This is a genomic window from Arcicella rosea (assembly GCF_014204325.1).
Lineage (GTDB): Bacteria > Bacteroidota > Bacteroidia > Cytophagales > Spirosomataceae > Arcicella > Arcicella rosea_A.
The window spans coordinates 60177-77629 of record NZ_JACHKT010000006.1 but is presented as its reverse complement, the minus strand read 5'-3'; the positions used below and the strand labels follow the sequence as shown (position 1 = coordinate 77629).

Genomic DNA, 17453 nt, shown 5'->3' with positions numbered 1-17453 from the left:
GTTAATAAACACAATGTACGTCAAAATAATCTTCTTGCTGTTGCTAACAGTAATTATGTCGAAGGGGCAATCTGCTGATAATCTGAGCGACATTTACCCTCAAAATAATAAACCACTCTACAAAGAGTCCATCCTCACTTGGAAGTCAACTAAAATAGGGAGTTACCATATCTATATTTCTGAAAATCTGGAAGAATTGACTCATGCAAACATAAAATCTCCCTCTTATAGAGGAGTAGTAAAAAAGCCTTTTTATAATACCGCTGCTTTAAATCTAAAAAAAGGGGTAAAGTATTATTGGAGAATTGATACAGAAATTAATAGTCAAATAATGCTTGGTAACGTGAACTCATTCATTAATCCAATAAGTTCATCAAACTACCATACAGTAAGGAATGGATTAAGGAACTCCTTTTTACAATTTAATACCCTGAAATTTGGAAGAGTGGCCTTTTTGGGCGGTTCTATAACTTATAATGGCGGTTGGAGAGACTCGGTAATGAAATATTTAACAAAACGCTTTCCTAAAACCACCTTTGAATTTATCAACGCTGGAGTCCCTTCTATGGGTTCTACTCCAGCTGCATTCAGACTAGAAAAAGATGTTTTATCAAAAGGTAAAATAGATTTACTTATTGAGGAAGCGGCCGTCAATGATGGTACAAATGGGAATAACTTTTCGAAGGTAGAACAAATTCGTGCGATGGAAGGCATTGTTCGACATACAAAAAAAACTAATCCATTAGTGGACATTGTTTTTCTATATTTTGTGGATCCTGGGAAAATAGATTCCTACAAAAAAAATGTTATTCCTGATGTAATTCTTAATCACGATTTTGTAGCAAATACCTATCAGATACCTTCTATAAACTTAGCTAAAGAGGTTACTGATAGGATAAATATTGGAGAGTTTGACTGGAAAAATGATTTTATAAATTTACATCCTTCACCCTTTGGACAAGGAGTATATGCTAGATCAATTATAGATTTTTTAGAAACAACTTGGGGAGAAGGCAAGCTTATGAATGCAAAAACCATGTCTCCACTCTTACCTGCAAAAATAGATTCATTATGCTATGAATCAGGCTATTTGGTTGATATTGATCATGCAGAGCTTAGTGAAGGTTGGAGTATAAATCCAGCATGGAAACCTAAGGATGACAAAGGTACTAGAGAAGACTATGTAAATGTTCCTATGCTGATTACGGAAACACCAGAAGAAATATTAACCTTTAAGTTTACAGGACGAGCCGTTGGAATTTCTACTGCTAGTGGTTCTGATGCAGGAATCATTTTATCTTCTGTAGATAATGGGCCATGGAAGCCAACAGATTTATTTACGAATTGGAGTAAAAGTACTCACTTGCCTTGGTACTTTACCTTATACCCAGACCTTGCCAAGGGTAACCACGTTTTGAAACTAAAAATGTCATCTAATAAAAATAGTAAGAGTGATGGAAATGTGGCAAGAATCCGCTATTTCTATGTTTCAGGAAGTAAGGACTCTGAGTAAATCCAAGTAAGCCATAACCGAAATTTATCATTTCAAAACATATATCAAATATGAAAAAATTACATAAAACAACTGTGAAAATGCCTTTATTGCTATTTCTTATAACAATATTATCGCTTTATAATTATGATATTAAAGCACAGTTTGATAATACTAAAATCGGTTCATTAATTGATTTGAATAGAAAAGGGTTAGAGCAAGCTAAGGCAGCATTTGATAAAGGAAACACCCAAGAAGCAACCCAAAAAATTCTTGAGTATTACCAAAATCGCACTGGAATTATTGATCCCTCTATCAACCTTAATAATATACAGGCAAGTGCTGAAGATTTTAAAAAAGCCGATGAAGCACTTGAACATAAACTATATGCACACAAGGGTTTTCAACCAAGTTTTTTCTATGGGAAAGATATAGACTGGACTTATTGGCCTGTTAAAGATCATGAGCTCCGTTTTCAATTACACCGACATAGTTGGTTTAGTTCAATGGGGAGAGTATTTAGGAAAACTGGCGATGAAAAGTATGCAAAGGAATGGGTATTTCAATATTTAGATTGGATAAAAAAAAACCCATTGATTGAGGGAAAAAAAACAATCAATGGCATGTCTGTTTCTGATAAAGATTTAGAGAATGAAAGCTTTGCTTGGCGACCTTTAGAAGCCTGTGGAAGAATACCTGTAGCGGGTCAATGCTTAGAATACTTTAAAAAATCGCAGTATTTCACACCAGACTTTTTAATGACTTTTCTATCAAACGTTGATAGACATGCTGAGTATATAACTCGACATTATAGCGAGAGGGGGAATCATTTACTTTTTGAAGCTCAGTATGTACTATATGCAGGAATTGTGTTTCCTGAACTTAAAAACTCAGCCAAGTGGAGAGCGTCTGGAATTGATATATTAACCAGGGAACTCCAAAAACAAGTTTATCAAGACGGCTTTCAGTGGGAACTAGACTTAGGTTATCATTTAGGGGCAATCCATACATTTTTTCAATCACTTGAGCTGGCTACCATTAATGGTTATAAGGATGCTTTTCCAAAATTGTATTTAGACAAAATTGAAAAAATGATTATTGCTACAATAAATTCTACTTTCCCAGATAATACTTCTCCTCACTTCAGTGATGCGAGAGCTCATGTAAGTACAAAGCAATTTCAAAACTGGGAAAAATATTTTCCTGAAAATGAACAAATTGCTTATATGGCTTCAGATGGGAAGAGAGGAAAATTACCTCCATATTTATCAAGAGGTTTTAAAGATGCTGGTTTTTTTACATTTAGAAATGGCTGGAGTAAAGATGCAACCGTAATGGTATTGAAAGCAGGTCCTCCTGCGGCATGGCATAACCAGCCTGATAACGGAACTTTTGATTTGTATATCAAAGGCCGTAATTTCTTTCCAGATGGTGGTTCATTCGTTTATGGTGGTGACGAAGAAACCATGAAAGAACGTAACTGGTTTCGTCAAACAATGGTTCATAAAACCCTAACGCTCAATAATAAAAATATTGAAAACACAAATTCTAAATGTTTATTTTGGAAAACAGACAATAATTTAGATGTTTTGGTTACCGAAAATCAATCATATGCTGACTTGAAACATCGTCGTTCTGTCTTCTTTGTTGATAAGCAGTACTTTGTAATTATTGATGAAACGATAGGAAACGCTACAGGTAAAGTAGGAATCCATTATCAGTATCCTTCAGAGACAAGTCTTGATTTAAACTCAAAAAATACAATTAATACACAATACCAAGACAACAATAATGTCTGTTTGAAAGTATTTGGTCAGAGTAATATGAAAATGGTTGAGGAAGAAGGATGGATTTCTAAATCATATCGAGTGAAAGAAAAACGTCCAGCATTTGGTTTTGAAATACAGAAAAATACTCCAACTTCAACACGTTTTATCACTGTGATTGCTCCCTTTGAGAAAATACCGCCAAAAATCGAAGCAAATTTTATTAATAAAAAGATAGGGGAAAAGGCTGTTGGAGCTGTTGTGAAAATTCAAAATAAAACATTTAACCTTTCAGCAGAATGGTAGAAATGACTATGGAGTAATTTTTTGTAGTTTTCTACAATCACAGAATTTTTAATAGTAGATTCCAAAATTTATAAACAGTTGTGATTTTTATAAATTTGGGAATCTACTATTAAAAAATAGTTTCTCAACTTATCTACTTCTTTTTATAAGCCTATTATTTCAAATCCCTCCTTATCAGATTCACTAAGGCTATTCAAAGTCTTCATATATAACTTGCTTACTATTAACCATTAACGTATATTTAAAGGGTTATTTATTGTAAGGTTTCATTTTAAAAAAATTGCATTTGAAATTTAACTTTTAGAAAGGATTGAGTACGAAAGTATCCACAACATCTTTATACACTGTAGTTGATAACATGTCAGAGTTGTTTCTTTGATTAATTAAAAAATAAATTACTTTTGTTTTATCAATCAATCTTCTTTAATGATATGGCATTGGATATTAGTGACGAAACCTTGTGGAAAAGTTTAAGGGAGGGTAATGAATGGGCTTTTTCTAGTTTATTTGAGCGATACTTTTGTTCAATGGTAAATTATGGAAGTTCATTGATGTCTCATTCCAATCAAGTACAAGATTGTGTACAAGATGTTTTTGTAGATATTTGGTTATACAGACAATCTCTTCAAGATAAAGTAGTGGTAAAAGCATATCTTCTTTCAAGTGTACGCAAGAGAATTGCTAGACTATATGAAAGGGAGCATATTTTTCGTCAAACAGCTTCTGTTGATGGACTTGATTTTTTACTCGAATTTTCAATTGAAGAACAACTCATCCATGATGAGATAACGGCTTCCAAGGTAAATCATCTAAATAAATTGCTTAATATGCTTCCAGCTAGACAGAAGGAAGCGTTATACCTTCGATACCACCAAGGGCTTACGGTTGAACAAATTGCTGAAGCCCTAGATATTAATTATCAATCTGCTAATAATCTTATCTATAGAGGATTACAACATCTTAGAACTGCTTGGTCTGGTGACTTAGCCCTTTTATTTCTAGTCCTTTCAAGGTTTATTTAATTTTTTTAGAAAAAAAATACAAAAGGATGAGTATCTACAAAAAAAGCTGTCCTCTCTAGTTTTGAAACCATTTCCATAGGACAATGCGAAAAACTTATCAATCAATAGACGACTTCCTGAGTGATAGCTCATTTAAAGAATGGGTTCTCGAAGGTAAACACCATGACAAATGGTATGAATGGACGTTATCTAAAGACGAATCTACAGAGCTTATGCAATCAGCTCGTTTATATTTATTGGCGATGCAGATTCGTGAAAAAGAAGTACAGAAAGAGGATATTCAAGAAGCTTTAGGACATACTTGGGAAAAAATTCACAAACAAGACCGCACTAATCAACAAGGGTATTTGGTTAGGGTTTTAAAATTATCAACCGTCAAAAAAATGGCAGCTATTTTATTGGTGGGTATGTGCTTGTTCTGGGTATATCAACAACAAACTACATTACAGTCAAAATATTTGGGTTATGATGAGTTAGTTAGCCAACAAAACGGTGGGCTAATTGAACAAGCCAATAATACTAATAAACCTCAATTAATTACTCTCTCTGATGGTAGCTCAATATTATTACAACCTAATAGTAAACTGAGCTATCCCAATTTTTTTACTGGAAAAGAAAGAAAAGTATATCTTTTGGGAGAAGCATTTTTCGAAATTAGTAAAAATCCGGAAAAGCCCTTTTGGGTATTTGCTAACGAAGTGGTTACAAAAGTTATCGGAACAAGTTTTAGAATAAAAGCGTATAAAGATAATGAAAATGTAGATGTTGTTGTTCGGACTGGAAAAGTAAGTATTAGTTCGAATACAAAGATTCAACCTGCCAATCAATCTGTTTTATTACTTCCAAACCAATCTGTTCGTTTTCAACGAAAAGATTTAGCATTTGACCCTATAGTCGCTATTAATACGAATAAGCCTGAAGATATTAACGACCTTACAACAATAGAAAAACTAAATTTTGAATTCATTGATGTCCCTGTTAGCCAAATATTTGAAAGACTAAAACAAGCATATTTAGTTGAAATTGATTACCCACAAGAAAAGTTGAAAGACTGCTATCTTACAACATCTCTGAGTGATCAGCCACTTCCAGAAAAACTTAAGATTATTTGTGAGAGTTTGGGAGGAAACACTAAATATGAAATGAATGGTAACCAAATAACCATTTATTCAAATGGTTGTAATTAAACACTACTCAGACTATATGAAGAAAAAACAATCAAAAAAGCGTTAAAAATGCTGCTACATTTTTAACGCCAGTAATTTCCCATTTTTTTAAAAAAGATATAACCCTCTGCTAAAGGTTATCGGGGATTATTTTGCTTAAACCAACGAGAATCAGTATTAAACAAAAACAAATCAAAAGTATGAAAAAAACTTTTAACTGCAAGCGGTTGCTTTACCAAATCGTGAAAATGTCCTTTTTGCAATCTTTTATAGTAGTTGCTTTTTCATCCGTGACGATGGCAACGACCGTCAATGGTCAAGAAATGCTAGCTAAGCATGTAAGTATCAACATGAAAGAGGCTACCTTAGAAAAAGTTTTAACGAAGCTTGAGAAATCAGCAGATGTCAAGTTTTCCTTTAATTCAAGGATGATAAAACTTGATAAACAAGTGAGTATAACTGCTAATAATGAACTACTATCAGAGGTGCTTTCAAAAGTACTTAAGCCTTTGAATATTAAATTTTTAGTAGTAAGTAATAAAATTATTCTTCGAAATGAAGAACCCGTCCGCAATACTCCCAGTGAAACCTCAGAAGAGGACGTCAGCGAACACACAGAAGCTATTGTCGAGCAAAGCATCTCTGGAACAGTAAGAGATGATAATGGCTCAGTTTTGCCTGGAGTTACCATTTTAATAAAAGGAACCAAAAGGGGTACAACAACAGATGCTAATGGTAAATTCAAAATTAGTATTGAAAATGAGAACGATATTTTAGTTGTTTCATCGGTTGGGTATATTAGCAAAGAGGTTTCAATTACTGGAAAAACGGAAATAAACATCAGTCTTACGATTGATAATAAGTCACTTGAAGAAGTGGTAGTAGTAGGATATGGTACCACCAAGAAAAAAGACTTAACAGGTGCGGTTGCAACCATCAATGCAGATACCTTTAAAGATCGTAAAGAGACTCAAGTTTCACAAGCATTACAAGGTGCAATGTCAGGAGTTTTAGTAAGTAGAAATGGAGCAAATGGTGCAATGGGTGACGCCTCCATTCGTATCAGAGGGATTACAACTATAGGTAATTCAAATCCATTGGTAATTGTTGATGGCGTGCCTGTATCTGATGTAAACCAAGTAAATCCAAACGATATTGATAACCTTTCGGTGTTAAAGGATGCCGCTTCTGCCTCAATTTATGGTTCACGTGCAGCCGCTGGAGTTATATTGATAACAACTAAAAGAGCAAAGACTGACCAAGCCTCGTTACAATATAGTTATGAGCGAGGTTTTGATAAACCTACACAATTGCCAGAATATATGGGAGCTTCCCGATATATGGAATTGGTAAATGAACTTCGCTGGAATGATGCAGGGAACAATGCAAACAAATTTCCAACTTTTAGTCAGGATTTACTGACTGATTACAATCAAAAACATATAACTGATCCAGATAAATATCCAGATACAAATTGGATGAATCTCACGCTCAATAAAATGGCTTCTAGAGAGGCTCATAGTATAAGTGTGATAGGAGGCTCTAAGTTTGTAAAATCAAATGCCTCTGTACGTTACGAAAAAATAGGAGGTTTTTATGAGAACAAAAACTATAACCGTGTCTTTGTGCGGTCAAATAATGATTTTACGATAAATAAACTTATTGGAGGGACAATAGATTTTAATTTCAAACGGACGAACACCCTTGACCCAACTGCCAGCGATCCGTTGGGTCGTATCAGAATTGCCGTTCCAATTTATCCAGCAATATGGGCTGACGGTCGTCTAGCAGATGGTAAAGCTGGCGAAAATATTTATGGAAAGATTAAATCTGGAGGAACTAACAATATCAATTATAATCAAATTGGTGGACGGATTGCTTTAGATGTAAAACCATTAGAAGGTTTGAAGTTTTCCGCCATTCTTGCTCCAATTTTTGATTTTAATATTCAGAAAAGGTTCGATAAAAAAGTTGATATATATTCTGCTACAGATCCTAATCAATATTTGACTTCTTTGATAGGAGGTAGCCTTACAACTCGTTTAGATGAAAACCGAACCAATAATTTTAGTTTAACCACTCAAGTTTTGGGTAATTATATCAAATCGGTTCGCAATCACGAGATTACAGCTTTACTAGGGTATGAAAACTATTATTTCAAAAGCGATATGGTCGGTGCTTCTCGAGATCAGTATTTGTTCGATACTTATCCTTATCTCAATCAAGGGCCAGCAGCTTTCAGAGATAATTTTGGTACTGCTTACGAAACGGCCTATCGTTCGTATTTCGGTAGAGTAACATATAATTTCAAAGATAAATATTTACTTCAAGTGAATGTTCGTCGAGATGGGTCATCAAGATTTAATGCCGATTATCGTTGGGGAACTTTTCCTTCTGTTTCGGCAGGGTGGATTGTGAGTGAAGAAGAGTTTTTTAAGAAACAACAGCTCTTTTCATTTTTAAAATTGAGAGCTTCTTGGGGAACTTTGGGTAACGAACGTATCGGAAATTATCCTTCTGTGGGAATAATGAGCTTTAGTAACGCTCTTTTTTATCAGAATAATGTTGCTACTTCTCAGCAAACAGCGGCTCAGTTACAATATGCAATTAAAGATATTTCTTGGGAAAAAACTTCTTCGATTGATGTTGGCTTAGATGCTTATTTCCTGAAAAATCGTTTACGATTAACAGCTGATGCTTATCAGAAGGAAACGAAGGATATGCTTTTAGCACTCCAAATACCGATTTTTGTTGGTTTTGAGAACCCTAATCAAAATACTGGAATCATGACTACTAAAGGGATTGATTTAGATTTAAGTTGGACAGATAAAATTGGTAAGTTGAGATATTCTGCTTCGCTTAATCTTTCACAATTCAAATCTGAAATGGGAAATTTGGGCGGAACAGAATTTATTGGTGATAAAATCAAGAAACAAGGTAGTCAGTTTGATGAATGGTACGGTTACGTATCACAAGGTATTTATCAAACACAAGAAGATGTAAACAATTCTCCAAAGCTAAGTAGTAATGTGAAAGTTGGGGATTTGAAATATACCGACATCAGTGGACCAAATGGAGTACCAGATGGAAAAATATCTCCAGAATATGACCGAGTACTTCTAGGAAATTCACAACCGCAATGGATGTATGGGGGAAATTTCAGATTGGATTATAATGGTTTTGATTTAGGAATTACTTTTCAAGGTATTGGTTATCAGAATACTTCAAACCTATCATATACCGATTACAATGCTGAAAACTTTGGCGTTTTTCCTGTATATCTTGATGGAAAAACGTTTAGTATGAATAATACTGCCGAGCAGAATTCGTCCGCAAAATTCCCAAGATTTACCGAAACAAATAAGCCACTCAATAGAGTAATGTCAGATTTTTGGTTGTTCAATGGGGGATATTTCCGTTTGAAAAATGTAACATTAGGCTATACACTTCCGCAAAAAATCACAAAACGAATTATGTCTAACAATATCCGCTTCTATGTAAATGCCAGCGATATTTTTAGCATAAATAATTATCCAAAAGGCTGGGATCCAGAGGGTATCGGTATTGTTTCGACGTTTATTGGCGGATTTTCAATAGGTTTTTAATAATTAATTTGACAGACAATGAAAACAAAAATATTTGGTGTAGTGATGAGCATACTATTATTTGCTTCCTGCCAAAACACACTTGATTTATATCCTCTAGCTGAGCCTTCTGCCGAAAAATGGTATTCTAACGAAACTGAAATCCAATTAGCTCTCAATGATCTTTACAGAATAGATTGGTGGCAATGGGACGAAGATGGAGTAAATGTAAATTACTTGTCGGATGACGGCTTTTATCGTCAAGCACTTTCTCCTGTAAAATCAGGAACAGTAACAAGCCAATGGTCATTTTCAACAGATTATTGGCGAAACGGCTACAAATCCATAGCTCGTGCCAATAGAGCAATTGCTGCGTTGAATAGTGCCACAACAAAAGCTAAAGTTAGCCAAGCTAAATTGGATATATATTTGGCAGAAGCCCGATTTCATAGAGCTGCTCAATTTGCCAAATTAGTTAATAAATTTGGGGATGTGGTATATAGTGATGAGGTAATCAGTATTGAAGATGCTTACACCAAAGGGCGTACTGATAAAAAAACTGTCATCTCAAAAATCTATGAAGATTTTGATTTCGCAACCAAAAACTTGCCTACGTCATATCCGATTTCGGCAGTAAAAAGAGTAACGAAAGGTGTTGCTTTAGCACTGAAAGCTCGTTTTGCTTTATACGAAAAAGATTATAGAGTAGCCGCTGAAGCTGCAAAAGCATGTATGGATTTGAATCAATATTCGTTGCATCCTGACTTCGCCAATTTGTTTTTACAAAGCACTAAAAATTCAAAGGAAATTGTGTTTTCGATACCCCGTTCACTTGAATTAAAAATTACGCTTGGACCAACTTCTGATAAAATTACGAGAAATTCCGGAGGGTTTGCTGCGACCAATCCAACATGGGATTTATTCTGTTCATACTTGTGTACCGATGGTAAAACAATTGATAAATCGTCATTATATGACCCTCGTAATCCATTCAAAAATCGTGACCCACGTTGTACAGCTACCATTGTTGAATTTGGACAACCGCATTTAGGCTTTATTTATGATCCAAATCCTTATACTTTGCAGGTAACCCGTATCAGTACTAATACCAAAGTGACTAATAACGACAACCGTGTTAATGCTCAATTTGCGTCTTTTAATGGGCTAGTTTGGAAAAAAGGTATTGATGATTCGTGGTTGACAAATGGTCGTTTGATAGAACCAGAGCAAGTAGTTATACGATATGCCGACATTTTGTTGATGTATGCTGAGGCTAAAATTGAACTAAACGAAATTGATAATACCGTTTTGGATGCGATGAATGCTGTGAGGGCAAGAGCTTACAAAGCCATACCGACAGAAACAAGTACATATCCAGCCATTACAGAGAAAAATCAAATCTCTTTGCGTAAAATCCTACGGATAGAACGCAGAATGGAATTTGCAATGGAAGGGCTTCGCTACATGGACATTATTCGTTGGAAAATCGCAGAAAAAGTACTGAATCAACCAATTTACGGCTTACTTGATCCAGTTGATCTAAAAGCTAAAGTAGTTGATAAAAACCTTTGGTTTTTTGCGGGTACACCGACCATTGATGAAAATGGGATTCCAGATTTTACTGAAATGTCAAAAACGGGACTTATCAAAAACTTAGTACCAACTTCTTGGAACAATCGTCAATATCTATGGCCAATCCCAACAGCAGAAATCCAGATAAATTCCAACATGAAACAAAATGAAGGATATTAAATAAGCTTTATTTATTGTGTCTATCAGTTGTACTTCTTTAATAGGAAATACTTTATTTAAAAAATGAAATCAAATGAATAAATTACTAATAATTCCAATACTCCTTTTTAGTCTAGTTATTAAAGCACAAGTTAAGTCTTCATATCGTCAATTCAGTGGGATTTACCCCCATTTAGCGTATTATAATAATGAAGGAGAATGTGGGACAGGAGCAGTTGTACCATGGGCAAACCGCTTATGGGTAATCAGTTATGGTCCACACTTACCTTTTGGCTCTAGTGATAAGCTGTACGAAATTAGCCCAAATTTGGATAAAAAAATATTTGATGGAAGTATTGGTGGTACCCCCGCAAATCGCATGATTCACAAAGAAAGTAATCAACTTTTTATTGGCCCTTATGCTATTGCTAGTAATGGGTTGGTTAGAACGATCCCTTATTCACAAATGCAAGGTCGTCATACAGGTAATGCTAGGCATTTAACTAATCCTGCCAATAAAATTTACTATGCGACAATGGAAGAAGGTTTTTATGAAGTAGATGTAAAAACATTAGAATCTACCATGCTTTATAAAGATGGTAACGATAAGCATAGGGATGATACAAAACCTAATCAAAATGGATTATTACTACCAGGTGCACATGGCAAAGGAGTATATTCAGGGCAAGGAGTAATGGTGTATTCTGACAATGGCGAACCTGGTGAAAAAGCCTTGAAACAGTTTGATATTGAGTCGGGTAGTTTATCAGAATGGGATGGTAAAAGATGGAAAGTTATTCGTCGCAATCAGTTTACTGAGATAACAGGTCCTGGTGGTATCTATGGTAATTCAAATCCTGAGACAGATCCTATTTGGGCAACAGGTTGGGATCATAAATCGGTGCTTTTAGGAGTGAGAGATAATAATAAATGGACGTTTTTTAGATTGCCCAAAGCTAGTCACTCTTACGATGGAGCTCATGGTTGGAATACCGAGTGGCCACGTATCAGAGATATTGGTACAGCTGGGAAACCAGATTATTTAATGACGATGCACGGAATGTTTTGGCAGTTCCCGAATACATTTACTTCGAACAATACAGCAGGAATTCGCCCACGTTCAGCATATTTGAAAGTAATTGGAGATTATACACGTTGGCAAAATGGCTTAGTTTTTGGTTGTGACGATTCAGCACAAAAAGAATTTTTGAACAAAAGGAAAACGAAAGGTAAAATCGAAGGTCCTGGGCAATCAAATTCAAATTTATGGTTTACATCAAGCAATACACCTGATCAATTAGGCCCGAATACGGCCCAAGGTGCTATTTGGCTTTCTGAGAAAATTGAGGCAAATGTAAGTTCCGACCCCTTTTTATTTTCAGGCTGGGGAAAAAGAATAGCATGGATTCATAATGCAGGAAATGAGGATGTTAACTTTACTTTTGAGGTTGATATTAATGGAAAAGGTTCGTGGAAAGTCCTTCGTTCTGTATTAGTGAAAGCAGGAAATGCTACTTCTATTTCTTTCCTTCCGACTGAAAAGGGTGAGTGGATAAAGGTAAAATCTAATAAAAACACAACCGCAACGATTAATTTTAATTATACGGATGACACTCGTTTTGTCGCTAGCACTGATAAAATATTTAACGGACTAGCATCTATCAATAGTCAAGATATTTCGGGAGGCTTGTTATATGCTTTAGGTGAAAACCGTCGTAAATTAGGCATTTTAGCAGGTGATTTTTCAAAAGATAAGTTTATAGAAACAGGATACTATGAGTTAGATAGTGCTATGAATCTTGTCAGAAAAAATGATAGTGACATGTCTAATTTTATAAGAACTAAATTTGCCATTCCAAAGGATGTTGTAACTGTTGAGGATGCGTCAATTTTGGTAATTGATGATAACGGAAGGAGATGGAGATTCCCAAAAGGAAACGAAAAATTTACGGATAAAATATCGGGGGCTTCCTTACGTATTTGCCGAGAAGTTGCAACCGAACGAGACTTGATGAATTTACATGGTACATTTTATGAACTTCCAGCCGAAAATGCAGATGGGTTTGCCAAAATTAGGCCTGTGGCTTCGCATTCTTTATCTGTACATGATTATGCATCTTATCGTGGTTTATTGGTAATGACAGGCTTGGACAAACAAACTCCAGCAGGCGAACATGTTATTGTATCAAATGATGGTAAAGCGAAGGTTTGGGCTGGTACAATTGATGATCTTTGGAAATTAGGTAAACCAATTGGACAAGGTGGCCCGTGGAAAAATACTTCAGTTATAGCAAATATCCCATCAGATCCATATTTGATTGGTTTTTATGACAAAAAGAGCTTAAAAATTTCTCATAAATCTAACCAAGCTGTTACATTCAAGATTGAAGTTGAGCCAATTGGTCATGGCCCTTGGATGACTTATAAAGAAGTTACAGTGAAACCCAACGAAACATTTGAGCATACTTTTGCCAACGATTTTCAAGCAAGATGGATTCGTTTTTCTACCAATACTAATTGCCAAGCCACAACTTGGCTGTCATATCAATAATCTGAAAGAAGTATATTTTTCATATCTTATCATTTGAATGAATAAAGCTAGAGAATATCGTTTCGATAGTTGATTAGTTTAGATAATTCAAAAAATACTTGCCCCATTACTCTGACGTAATGGGGCAAGTATTTTGATAATAACAGTAAAAGATATTTAAAATTATTGAAAGAAAGATTAGATTTTTCAATCTTAATCAAAAAACCAACATGACTTTTTCAAAGGAAAAAAACAACCTACAATATCTTTTTAGTATCCCAGTAATAGTAGCAGCTTTAGGCTACTTTGTAGATATTTACGACTTATTATTGTTTGGAATTGTAAGAATACCAAGCTTAAAAGATTTAGGACTAAGTGAAGTAGAAGTATCAACAGTTGGAGCAAGTATTCTCAATTGGCAAATGATGGGTTTATTAATAGGCGGTATTCTCTGGGGAGTTTTGGGAGACAAAAAAGGTCGTCTTTCCGTACTTTTTGGCTCAATACTCACCTATTCTTTAGCAAATATTATATGTGGTTTTGTACAAAATCCTGATTTGTATAAAATCGTTCGTTTCGTTGCTGGTATTGGCTTAGCTGGTGAGTTAGGAGCAGGAATAACACTTGTATCTGAAAGTTTACCAAAACATTTACGTGCGATAGGCACTTCTTTAGTAGCAGGAATCGGTTTACTAGGAGCTGTTTTTGCCTATTTTACAGTAGAAGTTTTCGCTTGGCGAACGGCTTATTTTATAGGTGGGGGTATGGGTATTTCCTTATTATTGCTTAGAATAGGGGTTTTTGAGTCTGGAGCTTTTACTGCTATTAAAGAACAAAAGAATATTCAAAAAGGTAATTTCTTCTCATTCTTTACTAACAAAAATCGCCTGATTCGTTACCTTAAATGTATTGCCATAGGTTTACCCACTTGGTTTGTGATTGGTATTCTTACCACGTTTAGCAATGAGTTCGGAAAAGCATTAAATATTACAGAACCTATTAAACCAGGCTTAGCTATTATGTGGTGTTATATCGGCTTATCATTTGGTGACATATTGAGTGGTTTTTTAAGCCATGGTCTTCGCTCACGTAAAAAAGCTGTTGCTATCATGATGCTATTTACATTGTTATTTGCCTATTATTATTTATTCTATGGCATTAATAATAGTTCACATTTGTACGGGGCTTGTCTTTTGATGGGCATTGGCATAGGATATTGGGCAATGTTTGTAACCATTGGTGCAGAACAGTTTGGTACAAATTTAAGAGCTACTGCTGCTACTACCATTCCAAATATGGTACGTGGAACTGTGGTAGGAATGACAGCTTTGTTCGGATTATTAAAACCTAGTTGGGGAGTGATTTACGCAGGAACATCTGTGGGCTTAATTTGCTTTACGCTCGGTTTTTGCGCTATTCTTACTATCGAAGAAACTCACAATAGAGATTTAGATTTTTTGGAGATATAACTTTAGGCTTTTAGGGTATCATAATATAAAATCACAAATCTTTTTTTTAGAAAATGAATTTAGAAAGGTACCCATTGATGTTCAGGGACTTAATTGGTTACATGTCAAGTTATTTTTTGATGATATAAGTAATGGGACAAAAATAATCATCAATAATTCATTGTAAATTTTATACTTTGTACCAAATTGTCTGAAAATATTTTTAATGGCTGTTGCCATAACTCTGTGATACTTTGTAATTGTGTTATTTTTTCCTCTTTTAGCTCATCTGAAGGTTTTTTAGGGCAGATTTTACGGTAACGTTTCCAACGTTTTTTTCTTAATCGACGGTTTAATGTTTTTTACACATTGTAATGGAAAAATCTTCTTCTAAGGCAACTAAAATATGATTTAACTGACGGGATTCTTGTTCTAAAATATTCTCTATTCTATTTAAAATAGGGGTGTTGGTGGTGCTACTTTTGGTTTTCGTCCACGACTAGGTACTAATTTAAGCCCTTCTATACCCGATGAAGACCAGTTTTGTAACTATTGACCAGTCAAGTGAACTAACATTACAAAACATTATTTATACCTTTACTGCGTAATTTAATCATCAAAACTAATGTATAAAAACCTTTTGGCATACATCAACCAATATGCTAATTTACCCCTTACAAGCAAAGAAGAAGCCTTAATTGAAGCGACTTTTCAACCCAAAAAGCTCAGAAAGAAACAATACTTTTTGCAAGAAGGGGATGTGTGTAAAAACGTTGGTTTTATTGTAAAAGGGGCTATGCGACAATACAGTATTGATGATAAAGGCGTAGAGCATATCGTTCATTTATACATTGAAAATTATTGGGCAGGCGACCGTGAAAGTTCTATTATGCTTACGCCGTCCAACTATAATATTGATGCTTGGGAAGATACCGAAATGCTTATTATTACAAGAGCCGAAATGCTGGATTTGATGGAAAAAATACCTGCGTTGGTAAAAATGATAAGATTAATGGACGAAAGAAATGCCATTGCTAACCAACGAAGATTAAGCTCTACTATCAGTAATACAGCTGAAAAACGTTATGAAGAATTTGCAGATAATCACCCCCAGTTTATCCAACGATTTCCGCAACACATCATTGCTTCTTTTTTGGGGATTACCAAAGAAACTTTAAGCAGAATCAGAAAACAAGCGATGAAGTAGCTTTCCATTTTAAATCTTGGGTTTACAGAACCGTTGACATTTATCAACGGTTTTTTTTATCATATCTCATCGTTTCAGGGCTTGCCTATGATGCAATTTTGTATCGTTAAATCAATAAAGAAAAAACATTAAGTTTTAATAAAATGGAAAATACAACAAACACAACAGCTACTCAACTTCTTCGTAATAGTTTAGATACATTTCTTGCCAAGGATATGAAAGGGTGGTCGGAGCTTTGTGCAGAGGATGTAGTTGCAGAATTTCCTTTTGCCCCTGAAGGTACACCTGCAAGGTTTGAAGGTCGTGAAGCACTGTATGAATACCTACGCAACTACCCAAGTTTTATAGATGTAAAATCTATTCCTACCTTAAAAATCTATGCTACTGATGATGCTAACGTTGCCATTGCAGAATGGAGTGCATCTGGGGTAGTAATTAGCAATGGTAATCCTTACGAAATGAGCTATGCCACTTTTGTAACTTTCCGTGATGGACTTATTGTAAACTACCGTGAATATTGGAATCCACAAGCATTTATGAAAGCAATGAGCGGTGGAAGTTTTGCTGAATAATAGCGATGTATCTCATCCTAATTCATCATGACAGTATCAACAAAAAGAGTAGCACTAATAATAGCCACAGATTGGGCACAAAAAATACTCAAATTTGTATTTTAAGAATGAGATGATTGTAAGCCATCAAAAAAACAATTTTTGATTACTACTTCCAAAACTTGATTTTATACAGACCCATAAATTTTTATATTGTCTCTAAAATCCACTCAGGACATGAGTGGATTTTTTTATTCCTGTTGAAGCGTTTTTATCGGTATAATTGTCAGTTTTATCGTGATAAATCATGATAATTTTACGACGTACTTTTGAAATATATATTTTAAACAAATAATTATAAGCCATGGAATTAACGAACGACCCTAAAAATTCAAATTCTCCTGAAGAGAAAAAGTCCTCTGCAACTGAAGAAAAAGAGAATGCAAGCTCTTTAAATAAAACGTCGGTGAAGTCTATTGTAGTAGATGATGTAGAACTGAATGAAGAACAGTTGGATATTATATCAGGGGGAGGAGAAGGGGTGCTTATTAAGACAGGAGTATGAGATTTTGAATTGAAATGATGTTAAATTAAACGCATATATTCTATGAATGTATGCGTTTTTAGATATTTGAGTAACCGAAATTTAT

11 protein-coding genes are annotated in these 17453 nt (G+C 34.8%); all 11 read left to right on the top strand.

The genetic code is table 11. The features are described from left to right. The first annotated feature begins 13 nt into the window (after window positions 1–13). The 11 genes from HNP25_RS05820 (at window position 14) to HNP25_RS05770 (ending at window position 17368) form a co-directional block, all read left to right on the top strand. Window positions 14–1513: an SGNH/GDSL hydrolase family protein gene (locus tag HNP25_RS05820; RefSeq protein WP_184131738.1), complete on the top strand. Its 1500-nt coding sequence runs from the start codon at window positions 14–16 to the stop codon at window positions 1511–1513. Between the two features lie 50 nt (window positions 1514–1563). Next, entirely contained in the window at window positions 1564–3564 is a 2001-nt protein-coding gene (hepC, locus tag HNP25_RS05815; protein ID WP_184131736.1) for a heparin-sulfate lyase HepC, read from the top strand. A gap of 431 nt (window positions 3565–3995) precedes the next feature. Next, entirely contained in the window at window positions 3996–4586 is a 591-nt protein-coding gene (locus HNP25_RS05810; protein WP_184131733.1) for an RNA polymerase sigma factor, read from the top strand. Window positions 4587–4669: 83 nt separating this feature from the next. After that, the gene (locus HNP25_RS05805; RefSeq protein WP_184131730.1) at window positions 4670–5773 is read left to right on the top strand and encodes a FecR family protein; all 1104 of its coding nucleotides are present in this window, start codon (window positions 4670–4672) and stop codon (window positions 5771–5773) included. Window positions 5774–5952: 179 nt separating this feature from the next. Beyond that, a complete protein-coding gene (locus tag HNP25_RS05800) occupies window positions 5953–9357 on the top strand; it encodes a SusC/RagA family TonB-linked outer membrane protein (protein ID WP_184131725.1) in 3405 nt (1134 codons plus the stop codon). Between the two features lie 18 nt (window positions 9358–9375). Beyond that, window positions 9376–11088 (top strand): RagB/SusD family nutrient uptake outer membrane protein, encoded by a 1713-nt coding sequence (locus tag HNP25_RS05795; protein ID WP_184131722.1) that lies wholly within the window; start codon window positions 9376–9378, stop codon window positions 11086–11088. Between the two features lie 73 nt (window positions 11089–11161). Then, window positions 11162–13618: a hypothetical protein gene (locus HNP25_RS05790; RefSeq protein WP_184131719.1), complete on the top strand. Its 2457-nt coding sequence runs from the start codon at window positions 11162–11164 to the stop codon at window positions 13616–13618. A gap of 209 nt (window positions 13619–13827) precedes the next feature. After that, window positions 13828–15066, top strand: a complete 1239-nt coding sequence (locus tag HNP25_RS05785) for an MFS transporter (protein ID WP_184131717.1) — start codon at window positions 13828–13830, stop codon at window positions 15064–15066. Window positions 15067–15670: 604 nt separating this feature from the next. Then, window positions 15671–16252 carry a Crp/Fnr family transcriptional regulator gene (locus HNP25_RS05780; protein ID WP_184131714.1) on the top strand — a complete coding sequence of 194 codons (582 nt, stop codon included), beginning with the start codon at window positions 15671–15673 and terminating at the stop codon, window positions 16250–16252. Between the two features lie 143 nt (window positions 16253–16395). Then, the gene (locus HNP25_RS05775; protein ID WP_184131711.1) at window positions 16396–16824 is read left to right on the top strand and encodes a nuclear transport factor 2 family protein; all 429 of its coding nucleotides are present in this window, start codon (window positions 16396–16398) and stop codon (window positions 16822–16824) included. Between the two features lie 343 nt (window positions 16825–17167). Further along, window positions 17168–17368: a hypothetical protein gene (locus HNP25_RS05770; protein WP_184131707.1), complete on the top strand. Its 201-nt coding sequence runs from the start codon at window positions 17168–17170 to the stop codon at window positions 17366–17368. Window positions 17369–17453: the final 85 nt, after the last annotated feature.